This window comes from Candidatus Dechloromonas phosphoritropha (genome assembly GCA_016722705.1).
Lineage (GTDB): Bacteria > Pseudomonadota > Gammaproteobacteria > Burkholderiales > Rhodocyclaceae > Azonexus > Azonexus phosphoritrophus.
Genome location: JADKGN010000001.1, coordinates 918,748 through 934,941 on the forward strand (window position 1 = coordinate 918,748; position 16,194 = coordinate 934,941).

Genomic DNA, 16,194 nt, shown 5'->3' on the forward strand with positions numbered 1-16,194 from the left:
GGATGGGGATAGGGGGAATTCATACTGAAAATCGCGAAAGCAAGCCATTGTTATATAAGCGATGCCTAATAGTGCACCAACGCCGCGGCAAAGTCTTTTGTAACAATCCAGCCCTGAAATAAAAGGGATTAAGACAAATCGTGAAGGCTGACGGTTTGTTTCATGGTGGTAACAATCCCAATCCTCGTGACTTAGCACTTATGCATATTTTCTAGTCGATGCCGGAAAGTATTCGATACGGGTTATAATATGTTTCCTAACATATTGATATTTATAGGTTAAATATGACGGCCTAAATATGTCGATGTGCTTTCCCGGCTTGCTGACTTCATTCAGAGCCCAGCCTTTCGCGAAGCGGCTCGCCGCGATCCCCGGCATTTCACGCGCCAGCGTGATTTGCCCTTTCCCGAGCTGATTGCCTTTCTGCTCTCCGGTGTGCGCGGTGCCGTGCAGGGCGAACTTGATGCGTTCTTTGCCCTGCTGGCGCGACGAGCCCGCCTGTGTCGCGTGGTGACCGCCAGCGCCTTTTCCAAGGCGCGCAGCCGCCTTTTTGCCGATGTCTTCGATCCGCTCAACATAGAGCTGCTGCGGCTGGTCGATGAGTCCCTGACGGCTCAGTTACTGTGGCAGGGATTGCGGGTTTTGGCCGCCGATGCGTCGAAGGTTCGCCTGACCTTGCTCAATCACGAGGGAAAACGCTGCGTGCGTGAAGCCACCGTGTTCGGCTTGTTTCGTCCCGGCATCGAGCTCTTTGATTCGCTGATTCTGCACAGTCCGCTGGTCGGCGAGCGGCAGATGCTGTTCGAACGCCTGGACCGGTTCGACCGGAACGATATGCTGGTGCTCGATCGCGGTTATCCGGGGTCGTGGCTGGTGGCCGCCTTGCTGCATCGGGAGATTCCCTTTTGCATGCGCTGCGATTCGTCGTCGACCTTTGCCGCCATCACGCAGTTCATGCGCTCCGGCCAGGACGACACCGTGGTGACCCTGCCACCGCCGAATCGCCGGGATGCCGTTGATTATGAGTGTCCCCGCCAGGCCTCGACCGTGCGCCTGATCCGCCAGGTGACACCCGCCGGTAAGGTACGCGTGCTCATGACGTCCTTGCTCGACAGTGCGCAGTATCCGGCGCCTGCATTCGCAGATCTCTATCATCGGCGCTGGCGCATCGAAGAGGCCTTCAAGCGCCTCAAGCATCGCCTGTCGCTTGAGCATACGTCTGGCTTGACCTGGCTCGCGGCCTGTCAGGACGTCGGCGCCAAGATGCTCTGCGACAACCTCAATGCGCTGGCGGTCTATCTGGCCACGGAGCACCTCATCGCCCCAGATTCGCCGTGGCGTGTCAATCGCACCTTGGCTTTCTCGCATCTGCGCCGTCTGCTGCCCCAAGTGCTCACCGGCCGCCTTCGCTTGACCTCGCGCATCGTCGCCGCACTGTTCTCCGAGATTGTCCTGAACCTTCAAAAATTCATCCCCAACCGAAACCGACCGCGACCTATTCGACCCAAGCCACACAAGTCTCATGCCTACAAAACCGCTCCATGACAAGATGCTAAGTCACGAGGATTGATTTCCGTACCACCAAGGCGGCGGTGAAGATGCATACGCTGCTCGACTTGTGACCAGAGGAAATCCCTGTGGGACGCGGCAGTATTCCCGGTTTTATCCACGTCTCCGACGGGAAACTGCACGATGTCCATGCGCTGGACTTGCTGACCCCGGAAGCCGGTGCGATTTACGTCATGGATCGCGGTTATGTTGATTTCGCCCGCTTGCACAGGCTGCATCAGGCGGGGGCTTTCTTCGTGACCCGTGCCAAATCGAACCTGAATTCCCATCGCGTCTATTCGGCGCCAACCGACCGCAGTACCGGTATTCTCTGCGACCAGACGATTGCCCTGGATGGCTATTACACCCGGCGCGACTATCCTGCCCAGTAGCGGCGTGTTCGATTCAAGGATGCCGAGACCGGAAAAACGCTCGTCTTCCTCACCAACCAGATGATCTTGCCGGCAGCAACGATCTGCGCGCTTTACAAAAGCCGCTGGCAGGTCGAGTTGTTCTTCAAGTGGATCAAGCAGCATCTTCGAATCAAACAGTTCTTCGGTACTTCAGAGAACGCGGTCAAGACGCAAATCTGGATCGCGGTGTCGGTCTATGTGTTGGTCGCCATTGTTCGGAAAAAATTGAAGCTCGACGTTTCCCTCTACACTTTGCTACAGGTTTTATCCCCCACCCTATTCGAGAAAATGACCTTGCAGCAGGCGTTCCCAGGAAAGAAATACAATTCAGAAGATAGTGCCCTCAGCAACCAATTGAATCTGTTCATGATTTAACCGGACAGTAGTATTAATAGATATTGGCAAGTTTCTGAAAAAATTCTTTTTTGATCATTCATACAGGTGCGTTGCGCTCCAGGCAAAGGGTAAGCGGGCTGAAGCCGCGAGCCAGATCCAGCCGCGCCACGAGCTCGCCGAGCGCCTCGATCATGTGCTTGGTGGTGGCATTTCATGCGCAGGGAACCGGAAACTCCTTGTGCCACAGTTCGCCTGGCAGGAAGTCGTCGAGTTCCTCGTGGAAGCGAAATGTCGTGGTAACTATGTGCCTGCAATGACAAACAGGCACGAAAGATCACGCACTAACCTCTCGCAACCAGAAGCACCGGACTGGCAATACATCGACTCAACTGCTTAAAATAGGCCTGATGAAAGTTCTTCGCGGATCCATTCTCCCTTGTTGTCGCTTCCTGGCGGTAGCCGTGCTCTCGGGAACACTGCTGAACGGTTGCAATTCGACAAAGGTTCCGCGTTCATATCAGACCGAAACGTTTCCCAGCGAGACCCCCTTTGAGTATTACAGCAGCCGCGATCCCGAGGGCGCGTGTGAAGTCGCCAAACGCGCATTGTTGAGTCAGGGGTATCAGGTCGACGAATCGAAACCTCGCAACATACGGGGTGAAAAGTATTTTCGGCCCAAGACCGATGAAGCAACCAGACTGTCGATCATACTTGTCTGCCTACCCAGCAATCTAGGGACCGTCATCTACGCGAGCGGGCTGGAAACACAGTTCGAGATGAAATCCAAAGGGAGCAGTGCCGGCGTGAGCGTCCCCGCTCTGGGTTCCCTTTCCCTGCCCTGGTCACTTGACAAGGACACCTTGGTGAAAGTCGGCGAGGAAACCGTGACCGACTCCAAGTTTTATAAACGGCTGTTCGAACTGATCAGGATGCTCGATGATTGAACCAGCAATTCTTGCGGTTTGGCCATCCTGAATTCCCAAGACCAGCCGCGCTCTTCTCTGCGGTGGTCACGGTAGCCTGGACAGCCACCGAGGTGGAATAAGCCAAGGCTGGTTCCGAGGAGATGGTTTTGACTATCCCGGATTTTATACAGATTGGATCGAGCGCTGTGGAGCTTCTGGGCAGCCGCCGACCAGTGGGCAAGCGGTGGGAAACGCATCGCGTTTTCCACCGTTTGTCCATTGGGAACTGGTGCAGCCGGCTGTCCAAAAATCCACAGTGCCCACGCTATTGCTCTTGCAAACCACCGGCGCGCGTCAAGGTAGTTGTCGCCTCGGTCATGCAGCCAGCGGTTGAATAGTCCCTTATGACTCAACTCTTCACATTTTCTGAGCAGAAATTGTCACGCAGCGAGAGCGGGCCTGATGATTTGCTCGGTGATGCGACAAGCAGCGGCGATGGCATTTCGACCGGTGCGAGTCAGGTAATAGCGGTAGGTGCCGACGATCTTTTTGATCAACCCGAAGTCACGCAAACGCCGGAGGTATCGTGTGATGCTGGCAGCGGCCAGGTGAGGCAAGAAAGGTTTCAGATCGGCCCGGCGGACGCCGCGAATGTTGAACTCGGGATGTTGGAGCGAGCACAGCAAGTCATGCTCGATCTTGTCGAAGAAATTGAAGCCTTTGATGCGATGCCCGTCGATTTCTTTGGGCGTGGTCAATTTGCCGAGGCAACGCGTGCCGGCGGAGAAGTCATCGAGAGCGCAAAGGAATTCCAGGTAGCGACGGTTGCAGCCGAGGAGGATTTCGCGCCGATCGATCAGGCTGTCCCACGGGGACTTCCTTTGGTCGTAGATCGACTTCTTGACGGCCGCCAGTTCCTGGGAGGCTTCACCATCCCGGTGTTCCACCTTGCGGTGGTGCTTGAAGAAGGAAACATTATGGGTGGTGGTTTCAATACGCAGCACCTGACCGAACTTGTCGTACATCTTGACCGAGTGCTGGCCCAGCCGATGCTTGATGCAGGTGCGCTCGATGCGGGTGGACAGGCGACTCTCAAGCTCTTGCGCCAGCTGCGGCGTCAGCTTCTTGCCCAGGAAATGCATCACCTGCGGCGCCTTCACCGAAACGATAGCTTCCCGGGAAAGGGCTTCGTAGAGGGGTTGCATGATCGCGGTCGAACGAAAGGCCCGATCGGTCGAACACTCGATTTGCATCAGACTCCAGTGGTAGGTCTGGCCAAAGACATCAAGGACCGGACAGCATTGCTGGGCATGGCGATCCAGAATCCGGTACAGGACGTCCGGGGAAAGATTGTCAGCCAACGGCTGCGCTTGCGCCCAGTCGCCAATACGGAGGAAGGCGTTGTCGGCCAGGGTGTAATTGATGCTGGCAGCCGTCAGTTGCCGGGCCAGCCAACTGTGGCCATTACAGTAGAACTGAAGCCGGAAGGGACACCACGTCGGCACGCGCAGATAGACCAGACCCCACTCCGCGTCGATGAAATAGAAGTAGTAGTGCAGGCACTTGCCAGGCGCCGGGCGCAGAAAGGTTTGATGGGTGCGCTTGTCATGCCACGCCTTGTACGACGAGCAGGCTTCCATGACCGAGATGACATGAACCAGTCCGGGGTGATCACCCCGCGCCTTGATCACCTCGGCGACCACCGCTTCCTTGCGCACATGCGCCTTGGCGATGTACTGAATGCTCACCCCAGCCGATGCCGCCAAGGCCTCGGCGTTTTCCCGAATCCGCTCACGCAACGGCTCGGCAAAACGCGGATAGTCAACGATGCGGATGTACTTGGCGTTCAGGTAGCTCGTCATGCCTGCCGCGTAGCACGCGCCAGGCAGCGTGCCAGTAATCACAATCCGGTCGTAGCAGGTCAAAATCCCCGCGATCCGGTCACGGTAGCGCTCAAGAAGTGGTACGTTCATGGCAACCTCCACTTCCTGGGGCAGTACCCCTCCACTCTAACCTGTTCGGTTCCGGCTCGTCCGGCTTAGGCTAATACTGCCTGGCATCGTTCGGCATGCGCACACCCCCGCCACCGGCCTCACGCGAGAGTGATCCTGGAAGGCGGCGCGATGAGCCTCCGCTGAAAGAACCGGACGAGAATGAAAAAGCGGGAATCGCAGTTCCCGCTTTTCGTCTCCGGACCCAATGTCTACTGCAATTCCTCTAGCCGAATCCGCTTGACCTTACCTTTTTGTGCGGCCAGCCCTTCGATGCTGGCAATCGCCGCATCGGCAGCGCTTTCCTTGCACACGTGGGTCAGAATGATGATGTCGGTCTCGCCCTCGCCTTCTGCCGGTTCGCGCTGCAGCATGGCGTCGATCGAGATGCCTTGATCGGCCAGGATGCGTGTGACATCGGCCAGCACGCCCGGCTTGTCATCGACGCGCAGGCGCAGGTAGTAACCGGTCTCGACCTCACTCATCGGCAGGATCTGTAGATTTGACATGGCATCCGGCTGGAATGCCAGGTGCGGCACACGGTGCGCGGCATCGGCAGTCGCCAGTCGGGTGACATCTACAAGATCGGCAATGACGGCTGAAGCGGTCGGCTCGGCACCGGCACCCTTGCCGTAATACAAGGTAGTGCCGACGGCGTCGCCCTTGACCATTACAGCGTTCATTGCGCCTTCGACGTTGGCCAGCAGGCACCGGGCCGGAATCAGCGTCGGATGGACGCGCAGTTCGACGCCGTTGCTGCGACGTTTGGCGATGCCAAGCAACTTGATTCTGTAGCCCAGTTGTTCGGCGTACTTGATGTCGGACGCTTCTAAATTGGTGATACCCTCGATGTAGGCCTTGTCGAACTGGACCGGGATACCGAAGGCGATGGCCGAGATCAGCGTCGCCTTGTGCGCCGCATCGACGCCTTCGATGTCGAAGGTCGGGTCGGCCTCGGCGTAGCCCAGGCGCTGGGCTTCATGGAGCACGTCGCCGAAGGACAGGCCCTTGTCGCGCATTTCGGACAGGATGAAGTTGGTCGTGCCGTTGATGATGCCGGCTGCCCATTCGATGCGGTTGGCGGTCAGTCCCTCGCGCAGCGCCTTGATGATTGGGATGCCCCCGGCTACGGCCGCTTCGAAGGCGACCATGACGCCATATTCCTGCGCAGCACTGAAAATCTCGGTGCCATGCACGGCAAGCAGCGCCTTGTTTGCGGTGACCACGTGCTTGCCGTTGGCGATCGACTGCATCACGACGTCCTTAGCGACGCCGTAGCCGCCGATCAGTTCGACGATGATATCGATTTCCGGGTCGTTGACCAGCGCAAAAGCATCGTCGGTAATGTTTGCCGCCCCGGCAGTGATCTGTTTGGCGAGTTCGACGTTCGTATCGGCCACGGCCGTGATACGAATCGGACGACCGGCACGCCGGGCGATTTCTTCAGCATTGCGCTTGAGAACGGTCCAGGTGCCACCACCGACGGTGCCGATGCCGATGAGGCCAACATTGATAGGTTTCATGTTAAGAATTTGCTCAGGTTGATTGACGTTTGCGATAATTTTCAAGAAAGCGGGCGATACGGCCAATGGCCTCCCGCAGGTCGTCCTCGTGTGGCAGGAAGACCAGCCGGAAGTGGTCGGGATGCGGCCAGTTGAAGCCGCTGCCCTGAACCAACAGGACCTTTTCCTCCTGCAGCAGCTCGGTGATGAACTGCTGGTCGTCCTTGATCGGATAGACTTTCGGATCGAGGCGGGGAAACATGTACAGGGTGGCCTTCGGCTTGACGCAGGTGACGCCGGGAATGGCGCTGATCAGCTCGTAGGCCACATCGCGCTGACGGCGCATGCGCCCGCCTTCCGCGACTAGGTCGTCGATGCTCTGATAACCGCCAAGCGCCGTCTGGATGCCATGCTGACCCGGCGCATTGGCGCACAGGCGCATCGAGGCCAGCATGTCGAGACCCTCGATGTAATCCTGTGCGTGACGCTTGTCGCCGGAAACCACCATCCAGCCGGCACGGTAGCCGCAGGAACGGTAGTTTTTCGACAGGCCGTTAAAGGTGATGGTCAGCACATCTTCCGAAAGCGCGGCGATCGCCGTGTGGGTCACGCCATCGTAGAGTACCTTGTCGTAAACCTCATCCGAATAGATGATCAGATGGTGTTTGCGCGCGATCTCGATGATTTCCTTCAGCACCGCGTCCGGGTAAAGGGCACCGGTCGGGTTGTTGGGATTGATGATGACGATGGCCCGCGTTTTGCGGCTGATCTTGCTGCGGATATCGGCGAGGTCGGGCAGCCAGCCGTTGTTCTCGTCGCACAGGTAATGCCTGGGCGTACCGCCGGACAGGCTGATCGCCGCCGTCCACAATGGATAATCCGGCGCCGGCACCAGAACTTCATCTCCGCCGTCGAGCAGCGCGTTCATCGCCATGACGATGAGTTCGGAAACGCCGTTGCCAACATAGATATCTTCCAGCGTCACACCCTTGATGCGCTTCTGCTGGCAGTAGTGCATGATCGCCTTGCGCGCCGCGAAGATGCCCTTGGAGTCGGTGTAGCCGGCCGCACCGGGCAGGTTGCGGATGATGTCCTGCTGGATTTCCTCGGGCGAGTCGAAGCCGAAGGCGGCCAGATTGCCGATGTTCAGCTTGATGATCTTGTGGCCCTCCTCCTCCATCTGCTTGGCCTTCTGCAGCACCGGGCCGCGAATGTCGTAGCAGACGTTGGCAAGTTTGGCCGACTTCCTGACTGGCTTCATTAAAGCAATCCATCCTTCCGGAACATGTCCTTGATGCCGCGAATCGCCTGCCGCGTCCGCGCTTCATTCTCGATCAGCGCGAAGCGCACATGGTCGTCACCATACTCGCCAAACCCGACGCCCGGCGAGACGGCCACCCTGGCCTCCGCCAGCAGTTTCTTGGCAAATTCCAACGAACCCATTGCCGCGTAGGCTCCGGGAATCTTGGCCCAGATATACATCGATGCCTTCGGTACCTCGACCATCCAGCCCGCCTCGTGCAGGCCTTTGCCAAGGACATCGCGGCGGTTCTGGTAGGTGGTGCGAATTTCCTCGACACAACTTTGATCGCCGTCCAGCGCGATGATCGAAGCCACCTGGATCGGCGTGAAGGTGCCGTAATCATGGTAGCTCTTGATGCGGGCCAGCGCGGCGACAAGTTCCTGGTTGCCGACCATGTAGCCGACGCGCCAGCCGGCCATATTGTAGCTCTTCGACATCGTGAAGAACTCGACGGCGACATCGCGAGCGCCCGGCACCTGCATGATCGAAGGCGCCTTCCAACCATCGAAGACAATATCCGCATAGGCCAGATCGTGTACAACCAGGATATCGTGCTGCTTGGCCAGCGCGATCACATGCTCGAAGAACTCGAGTTCAACGCAACGCGCAGTCGGGTTGCTGGGGAAACCGAGGATCATCATCTTCGGCTTCGGCGTGCATTCCTTGATCGCGCGCTGCAATTCATCGAAGAAATCAATATCGGGCGTCATGCGTACCGAGCGGATGTCCGCCCCGGCGATGATCGCCCCGTAGATGTGGATCGGGTAACTCGGATTGGGCACCAGAACCGTGTCGCCGCGATCCAGCGCCGCCAGCATCAGGTGGGCCAAGCCTTCCTTGGAACCGATCGTGACGATCGCCTCGGATTCCGGATCGAATTCGACATCGTAGCGACGCTTGTACCAGTCGCAGATCGCCTTGCGCAGCCGCGGGATGCCCTTGGAGATGGAATAGCCGTGGGTATTCTCGCGCAGCACTGCTTCGACGAGTTTGTCGGTTATATGCTGCGGCGTCGGCTGGTCCGGGTTGCCCATACTCATGTCGATGATGTCCTCGCTGCGACGGCGCGCCGCCATCTTCAACTCGCCGGTGATATTGAAGACGTAGGGCGGGAGGCGCTTGATGCGAGGGAAATCTCTCATGACTGGCAAATCCGGTGCGCTTGAGGCGAAAAGGTATAATCGTACTTTATCGCATGGTGCACCGCAATTTCGGCGGGCTTTTCGGGCAGATACCAGAGTGAAACTTCATCTTTCCAATACCGCCGGGCTCAACATCTTCACCGCCTACGGTGACGACTTTGTTGCGGTCAACCAGGAAAAATATGCAAAAAACCTTATTGTTCTGCCCGAATCGATCATTTTAGAGTGGTCGACCGCAGCACCCGCGACGCTTGGCGAAGGCGACATGAAAAAGCTGCTCGAACTCGATATGGAGATCGTCCTGCTGGGCACCGGCAACCGCCAGCACTTCCCGGCCGGCGCCCTGATGCGCCCCTTCGCGCCGTCCGGTATCGGTCTCGAGGTGATGGACCTGCGGGCTGCCTGCCGAACCTACAACATTCTTGCTGCCGAGGGTCGCAAGGTGGCCGCCGCCCTGCTCTTCGACTGATCAGATGCGCCCGTAGGTATCCTCGAAGCGGACGATGTCATCTTCACCGAGATAGCTGCCTGACTGCACCTCGATCATTTCCAGCGCGACCTTCCCCGGATTCTCCAGACGGTGCCTGACGCCAAGCGGGATATAGGTCGACTGGTTTTCCGAGACCAGAAACACCTCGTCGCCGCGTGTCACCTTGGCCGTGCCGCTGACGACGATCCAGTGCTCGGCCCGATGATGGTGCATCTGCAAGGAGAGCGATGCGCCCGGCTTGACGCCGATCCGCTTGACCTGGAAGCGCTCGCCGGAGTCGACCCCGTCGTACCAGCCCCACGGCCGGTATACCTTGCGATGCCACTGGGCGACGCTGCGCTCCTCGGCCTTCAGCCGATCGACGATCTTTTTTACGTCTTGAGTCGAATCGTGATGCACGACCAGCACCGCATCGTCGGTTTCCACAACCACCAGGTTGCTGAGACCGACGCAGGCAACCAGCCGGCTCCCCGAGAAGACCAGCGTATTCCGGCAATCCTCAAGCAGCACATCGCCGCGGATTGCGTTCCCGGCATCGCATTTCGGGAGCACCTTCCACAGCGCATCCCAGGCGCCAACATCCGACCATCCGGCAGCGAGCGGTATCACGGCGCCTTTCGGCAAGCCCGCCTGCCCGGTCGTCAGCCGCTCCATGACGGCATAGTCGATCGAGTCCGACGGGCACTGCGCGAAGGCGGAGCGATCGACCCGCACGAAATCGCCATCCGCTGCAGCACCGGCCAAGGCTGCCCGGCAGACGGCAAGAATATCGGGTCGGGCGATCGCCAGCGCGGCGATCCAGGTCGACGCCCGCATCACGAAAATGCCGCTGTTCCAGAGAAAATCGCCCGAGTCGAGATAGCGCTGAGCGGTCGCACGATCCGGCTTCTCGACAAAAGCGGCAAGGTGACAGGCTGCCGATCCGCTTTCCAAGGATAAACCCGTCCTGATATACCCGTAACTCGTCTCCGGACAATCCGGCGTAATGCCGAAGGTCACTGCCACACCCGTCTCGGCCAGCTTCGCCGCATGTGCCACCGCCAGGCAGAATATCTCGGGTCGCGCAATCACATGATCGGCCGGCATTACCACGAGTACCGCGTCGGTGTTGTCCCGCGTCGCCCACAATGCTGCCAGTGTCAGTGCCGGTGCTGTGTTGCGGCCGAACGGCTCGAGAATGATACAGGCCTGTTTGCCGAGAAGGCGCATCTGCTCGGCGACCACAAAGCGATGCTCCTCGTTGCAGACAACCAGCGGATCGAGCAGCCCCGGAAAACCGTCAAGACGCCTGACGGTATCCTGCAACATCGAGAGTTCGCCCACGAGCGGCAACAGTTGCTTTGGGTATTTTTCACGTGATATGGGCCACAGGCGAGTGCCCGAACCGCCGGAGAGAACGACAGGGAGAAGTTCCACGATTACCTCGGCTACGAAAGCTGAATGATGAGCGCTCCGGCACCCACCGCGGATGACGGCTGATTGTAATGGATCTCGACAGATCGGGGCAGCAATCACTTGCACCAAATTCAAATCATACTGTGAATCGTTTGTTGTCAACCGTGAAATAGTTCCGGTATCCTGCGGGGCTTTGGCATTACGCTGGTCGCATTTCGTTTATGATCTGCGACTGACGTTTGTTCGGCTGGATATTTCTGCGACCTGAGTGGGGAAAATCATGATTAAGATTCGTTCCGTTGTATCTTCCGGGGCCAAATGGCTTATGACCGGACTTTCAGTTCTGGTGCTAGCCTCATGTGCCAGTTCCTATCCGCCGGCCCCCGAGTCCGCCGCTACTGCGGATTACAACTACAAGATCGGACCGGGAGACAACCTGAGCATTATCGTCTGGCGTAATCCGGAATTATCCATGGCGGTGCCTGTACGCCCGGACGGAAAGGTCTCTTCACCACTCATCGATGATCTTGACGCCATGGACAAGAACCCGACGACCCTCGCGCGCGACATTGAGAAGGAACTTGGCAAGTTCATTCGCGATCCCGTCGTCACCGTCATTGTGACCGGCTTTGTCGGCCCATACAGCGAACAGGTGCGCATCGTAGGCGAGGCCGCCAAGCCGCAGACTCTTCCTTACAAGCAAAAAATGACTGCACTTGACGTGATGATTGCTGTTGGCGGAATGACCGAATTTGCCGACGGCAACCGGGCAAGTATTCTGCGCACTTCGGAAAACAATGCCCAATACAGTGTCCGCCTGAAGGACCTGATCAAGCGTGGCGATGTATCTGCCAACGTAGAGATGAAGCCGGGCGATATTCTGATCATCCCACAGAGCTGGTTCTGAACCAAGCCGGGCATCATCACGTAACAAACAAGGAGTCACCACGGGAACTTTAACCCCTTGGCGACTCCCTAGTTCGGATCAAATTCGATGGAAGAAATCCTTCGGCAGGTTACCACTATTCTGCGCGCGGCCTGGAAGTACCGTCGCCTCGGAATGCTTAGCGCATGGTTGATTGGCGCCATTGCGGCCGGCGTCATTCTCCGCATACCGGCCAGCTACGAGGCTTCCGCGAGGATATCGCTCGACACACAGTCAATCCTCAAGCCCCTGATGTCCGGACTGGCGGTTCAACCGAATACCGAGCAGCAGGTGATGATGTTGAGCCGGACCCTGATCAGTCGCCCCAATATCGAAAAAGTGGTTCGCATGGCGGACATGGATCTCGGTGCCAAAAGCAAGGCGACCCAGGAAGCCCAGATCGAAGCTCTGACGAAGACGCTGGAGATCAAGAGCAGCAACCGCGACAACATCTACACAATCTCCTATCGCAACACCGACCCGGCAGTGGCGAAAAAGGTTGTCCAGTCTCTCCTCTCGATCTTTGTCGAATCGAGTCTTGGTGACAAGCATCAGGACTCCGATGCTGCCCGCAAGTTCATCGACGAACAGATTAGCAACTCCGAAAAGAAGCTCAGGGAAGCTGAAAACTTGCTGAAGGAGTTCAAGCTGCGCAACGTCGAGTTGGAGACCGCCGACGGTAAAGGCAGCATGGACCGCTTGGGCGACATCGCCACATTGCTTCAGAAGTCTCGGCTCGAACTGCGGGAGGCAGAGAACTCCAGAGATGCATTGCGCCGCCAGATCGTCGGGGATGAACCGGTGCTCCTCCCGGAATCGCCGGGTGCCGACGCAGGCATATCGCTCCCCGAGATCGACGGCCGGATCGACGCCCAGAAACGTAATCTTGACGCCCTGCTACAGAAGTATACCGACAAGCATCCCGACGTAATCGGAACGCGACGGCTTATTAAGGATCTGGAAGAGCAAAAGCGAAAGGAGATTCTGGCTCGGCGACAATTTGCAGCCGCGAATCCTGGCGCGGGAATCAGCAACAATCCTGTCTATCAGCAACTCAAGGTGTCACTTGGCGAGTCTGAAGCCAATGTCGCCTCGCTGCGGGCCAGGGTTGCCGAGTATGAGTCGAGATACAAGCGGACCAAGGAGTTCATGAAATTCCAGCCGCAACTCGAGGCAGAATTGGTGCAACTGAATCGCGACTATGAGATTAACAAGAAGAACTACGAACAGCTTGCTAACAGTCGCGAGAAGGCTGAACTGACCAGCGATCTCGAATCAGTCACGGGAATCGCCAATTTTCGCGTAATCGATCCGCCGCGCGCCTCCTCAAAGCCGGTAGCTCCCAATCGTTTAGTCTTGCTGCCGCTCGGCTTGCTGTTCGCCATTGCGGGAGGTTTACTTGCAGCCTTTGCGGCCAGCCAATTGCGTCCGGTATTTTTCGATGGCAAGTCATTACGTGATCAGACCGGTCTACCTGTACTGGGGATTGTCTCCCTGCTTCCAACCGCAGTCCGCCACGTGCAGGAACGCGCAAGCCTCACGCGATTTCTTGTTGCGGGTGCTGCTCTTGTGACCGTGTACGTAGTTGGTATTGCAGTGCTCACATACCTTGCACAACGCGCTGCCTGAGGAAGATCGATGAGTCTTATTGAACAAGCAGCCAAGCGACTGGAGCAACTGCGGCAGGCAGGAGTCGAATTGCCCGGGGACAAAATCCCCGAGTTCCCGCCTGCACCGTCCGCCCGCGACTCGGCTGCCGCACCGCAGCGTCGGCAGATCGTCCGTCGTGAACCGAACTCGTCCGCTGACTCCAGTCAGGCTGCGCCTTCAGATAAGGCGTCTTTCGCCGGAAAGCGAGTTGAGCTTGACCTCGATGCAATTGCGGCTTCCGGTCTCCTCATTCCGAACCAGACAAGCACTCTGCTGGCCAGCGAGTTCCGGGTTATAAAGCGCCCCCTGATTGCCAACGCCATGAACAAGGGAACCTCACCCATCAATAATGGCAATCTGATCATGGTCACCAGCGCCTTGCCCGGGGAAGGCAAGAGTTTCACCGCGATCAACCTGGCAATCAGCATCGCTATGGAGTTGGACAATACCGTAATGCTCGTCGATGCCGACGTGGCGCGGCCGTCAATACTTAACATGCTTGGCCTTCCGCCGACTGAGGGACTGCTCGATGTGGTCACGGCAAACTCCCTTGATATCTCTGGGGTGCTGTTGCGCACCAACATCGAAAAGCTTTCCATCCTTCCGAGCGGGACCCAGCATCCGCGCGCGACTGAACTGCTGGCCAGCGACGCGATGATCCACCTGTTCGATGACATGGCACAGCGCTACCCGGACCGGATCATAATCTTCGACTCACCACCTCTGCTCGCGACAACCGAGGCTCGGACACTCGCGACGCACATGGGGCAGATCGTGGTCGTCGTTCAGGCAGGCGAAACCGCGCAGGCAGCCGTCAAGGAAGCGTTATCGACGATAGAGGCCTGTCCGCTGAAGATGATGGTCTTGAATCAGGCGACGCAACCGGCAACCGAGCGCTATGGATACGGGTATGCCTATGGATACGGGTACGGGAATGAAAACTAATTCAAATTGGCTGGTGGCAACCACTGGCGTCCTTTGTTACTGCGTCGCCGGATCGGTCGTGGCCCAAGAATCCGGTTCGGTCATCACACCTATTGCAACACCATCCGGGGAGAACGTACCCGGTGCCACAACAGTTCCCAATCTGGGTGTACAAGGAGCCAGCGCATCGGACGAAGCCAGTACGGCACGGGCGTGGACCATCGTCCCGCGTGTGGGCCTGACTGAGACCCTCACGGACAATATCAATCTGACCGCGACCAACAAGCAGAGCGGTCTCATTTCCGAGCTGTCGCCGGGCATTCGTATCGATGCTAGAACGTCCCGTCTGAAGATGTCTCTTGACTACCAACTCAGTGGAATCTTCTATTCAACCGGCAACAATGGCAACCAGACGCAAAGCGCGCTCAACACATTCGGCACGCTCGAGGCGATCGACAACTGGTTGTTCCTCGACTTCAGCGGGCAGATCTCGCAGCAACTCATCAACCAGTTCGGACAGCAGTCGGCGAGCAACGTATATGACACGGGGAATACTACCCAGACCTCGACCTATGCCCTCTCTCCCTATATCAGAGGCCAGTTGGGTGGCTCGGCTGACTATCTTCTTCGCTACAACACGTCGTACACCAATAGTAAGAGCAATGATATTTCCGACGTCACCCTCTCCCAGTGGCTAGGACAGATTCGCGGTAACACAATATTTCAGAACCTCAACTGGGCCATCGACGGCAGCCAGCAAAACACCAATTACAGCCAGGTCGGGTTATTGCCAGAGCGGGATTATGAGGACAGCCGCATCCGGGCTTTGCTCATCTACAAGCTGTTCCCGGAATTTCGTCTGTCAGGTAGTGGCGGCTGGGAATCGACCAACTATGAGTCCCTAAACAATGAAAGCCATGGCACTTACGGCGCCGGTTTCGACTGGACTCCGACCGAGCGCACCCAAGCCTCTGGTTTCTGGCAACAGCGTTTCTTTGGGACCGGCCACAATATCCTTCTCAGCCACCGCTTTCCTCTCAGCGCCATTCGCTACACCGACACCAGGGACGTTTCGCTAATCTCGGATCAGTCTACCACCACCGGCCTGGGAACGGTTTACGACCAGTACTTCCAGATATTCGCAAGTCTCATTCCGGATCCGGTCAACCGCGATACCTACGTCAGGAACTTTCTGAATCAGGCGGGCATCGCACCGAATGCCCAGGCAATAAACAACTATCTGGCGAACCGTCCCCAAGTCCAGCGCAATCAGCAACTGTCTCTGGTGCTCTACGGCAGCCGCAACTCGGTCACATTCCTCGCCGCTCGCAGCAAGAGCCAGCCATTGACGCTTGCCCCAAACGGCCTTGATGGAATAGTCAGCGAGTCTGGTACCGTTACCCAGCAGGGCTACACGGTCAGCTTTTCGCATCGCCTGACGCAACTCACCGGCCTGAACCTGCTCGCATCTCGGCAGAAGAACAAGAGCGGCCTGACGAATGAACTCAACACGACATTGACCTACTACCAGGCTGGCATCTCGACCCGGCTCGGCGCCAAGACTGTCGGCGCACTGAATGCCCACCATCAGGACTTTAGTGGCTCCGATCTCACGACGATCCCCTACAAGGAAAATGCATTGATCGCCTCAGTAACGATGGTATTCTAGA

The 16,194-nt window shown here is 57.6% G+C and carries 12 protein-coding genes and 1 pseudogene; 8 read left to right on the top strand and 5 right to left on the bottom strand.

The genetic code is table 11. The annotated features are described in order from the left end of the window. Positions 1–306 precede the first annotated feature (306 nt). The 3 genes and pseudogenes from IPP03_04545 (at position 307) to IPP03_04555 (ending at position 3,241) form a co-directional block, all read left to right on the top strand. Complete coding sequence (locus IPP03_04545; GenBank protein MBL0351964.1) at positions 307–1,545, top strand: IS4 family transposase; 1,239 nt, start codon at positions 307–309, stop codon at positions 1,543–1,545. A gap of 26 nt (positions 1,546–1,571) precedes the next feature. Next, a pseudogene (locus tag IPP03_04550) lies at positions 1,572–2,336 on the top strand (IS4 family transposase). A 368-nt stretch (positions 2,337–2,704) separates the two neighbouring features. Next, positions 2,705–3,241, top strand: coding sequence for a DUF2242 domain-containing protein (locus IPP03_04555; GenBank protein ID MBL0351965.1), 537 nt, complete (start codon positions 2,705–2,707; stop codon positions 3,239–3,241). 401 nt (positions 3,242–3,642) lie between these two features. Here IPP03_04555 and IPP03_04560 read toward each other — a convergent pair whose 3' ends face one another. The 4 genes from IPP03_04560 to alaC form a co-directional block, all read right to left on the bottom strand. Further along, positions 3,643–5,175 (bottom strand): MarR family transcriptional regulator, encoded by a 1,533-nt coding sequence (locus IPP03_04560; GenBank protein ID MBL0351966.1) that lies wholly within the window; start codon positions 5,173–5,175, stop codon positions 3,643–3,645. Between the two features lie 230 nt (positions 5,176–5,405). Continuing rightward, complete coding sequence (locus tag IPP03_04565) at positions 5,406–6,716, bottom strand: homoserine dehydrogenase (protein ID MBL0351967.1); 1,311 nt, start codon at positions 6,714–6,716, stop codon at positions 5,406–5,408. A gap of 13 nt (positions 6,717–6,729) precedes the next feature. Beyond that, positions 6,730–7,956 carry a pyridoxal phosphate-dependent aminotransferase gene (locus IPP03_04570; protein ID MBL0351968.1) on the bottom strand — a complete coding sequence of 409 codons (1,227 nt, stop codon included), beginning with the start codon at positions 7,954–7,956 and terminating at the stop codon, positions 6,730–6,732. Beyond that, a complete protein-coding gene (alaC, locus tag IPP03_04575) occupies positions 7,956–9,140 on the bottom strand; it encodes an alanine transaminase (protein ID MBL0351969.1) in 1,185 nt (394 codons plus the stop codon). Before alaC ends, IPP03_04570 begins: the two co-directional genes overlap by 1 nt. Before the next feature lie 97 nt (positions 9,141–9,237). Here alaC and IPP03_04580 point away from each other — a divergent pair, with 97 nt between their 5' ends. Then, a complete protein-coding gene (locus tag IPP03_04580) occupies positions 9,238–9,609 on the top strand; it encodes an Mth938-like domain-containing protein (protein MBL0351970.1) in 372 nt (123 codons plus the stop codon). On the opposite strand, the gene IPP03_04585 is transcribed toward IPP03_04580, so the two are convergent. Next, on the bottom strand, positions 9,610–11,046 hold the full coding sequence (locus IPP03_04585) for a mannose-1-phosphate guanylyltransferase/mannose-6-phosphate isomerase (protein ID MBL0351971.1): 1,437 nt from the start codon (positions 11,044–11,046) through the stop codon (positions 9,610–9,612). It abuts the gene before it with no gap. 304 nt (positions 11,047–11,350) lie between these two features. Here IPP03_04585 and IPP03_04590 point away from each other — a divergent pair, with 304 nt between their 5' ends. The 4 genes from IPP03_04590 to IPP03_04605 all read left to right on the top strand — a co-directional run bounded on the left by IPP03_04590 (position 11,351) and on the right by IPP03_04605 (position 16,193). Continuing rightward, on the top strand, positions 11,351–11,932 hold the full coding sequence (locus tag IPP03_04590) for a polysaccharide biosynthesis/export family protein (GenBank protein ID MBL0351972.1): 582 nt from the start codon (positions 11,351–11,353) through the stop codon (positions 11,930–11,932). An 87-nt stretch (positions 11,933–12,019) separates the two neighbouring features. Then, complete coding sequence (locus tag IPP03_04595) at positions 12,020–13,579, top strand: chain length-determining protein (GenBank protein MBL0351973.1); 1,560 nt, start codon at positions 12,020–12,022, stop codon at positions 13,577–13,579. Between the two features lie 9 nt (positions 13,580–13,588). After that, the gene (locus IPP03_04600; GenBank protein ID MBL0351974.1) at positions 13,589–14,545 is read left to right on the top strand and encodes a tyrosine-protein kinase family protein; all 957 of its coding nucleotides are present in this window, start codon (positions 13,589–13,591) and stop codon (positions 14,543–14,545) included. Next, positions 14,511–16,193: a TIGR03016 family PEP-CTERM system-associated outer membrane protein gene (locus tag IPP03_04605; GenBank protein MBL0351975.1), complete on the top strand. Its 1,683-nt coding sequence runs from the start codon at positions 14,511–14,513 to the stop codon at positions 16,191–16,193. The genes IPP03_04600 and IPP03_04605 overlap by 35 nt, the downstream gene beginning before the upstream one ends. Position 16,194: the final 1 nt, after the last annotated feature.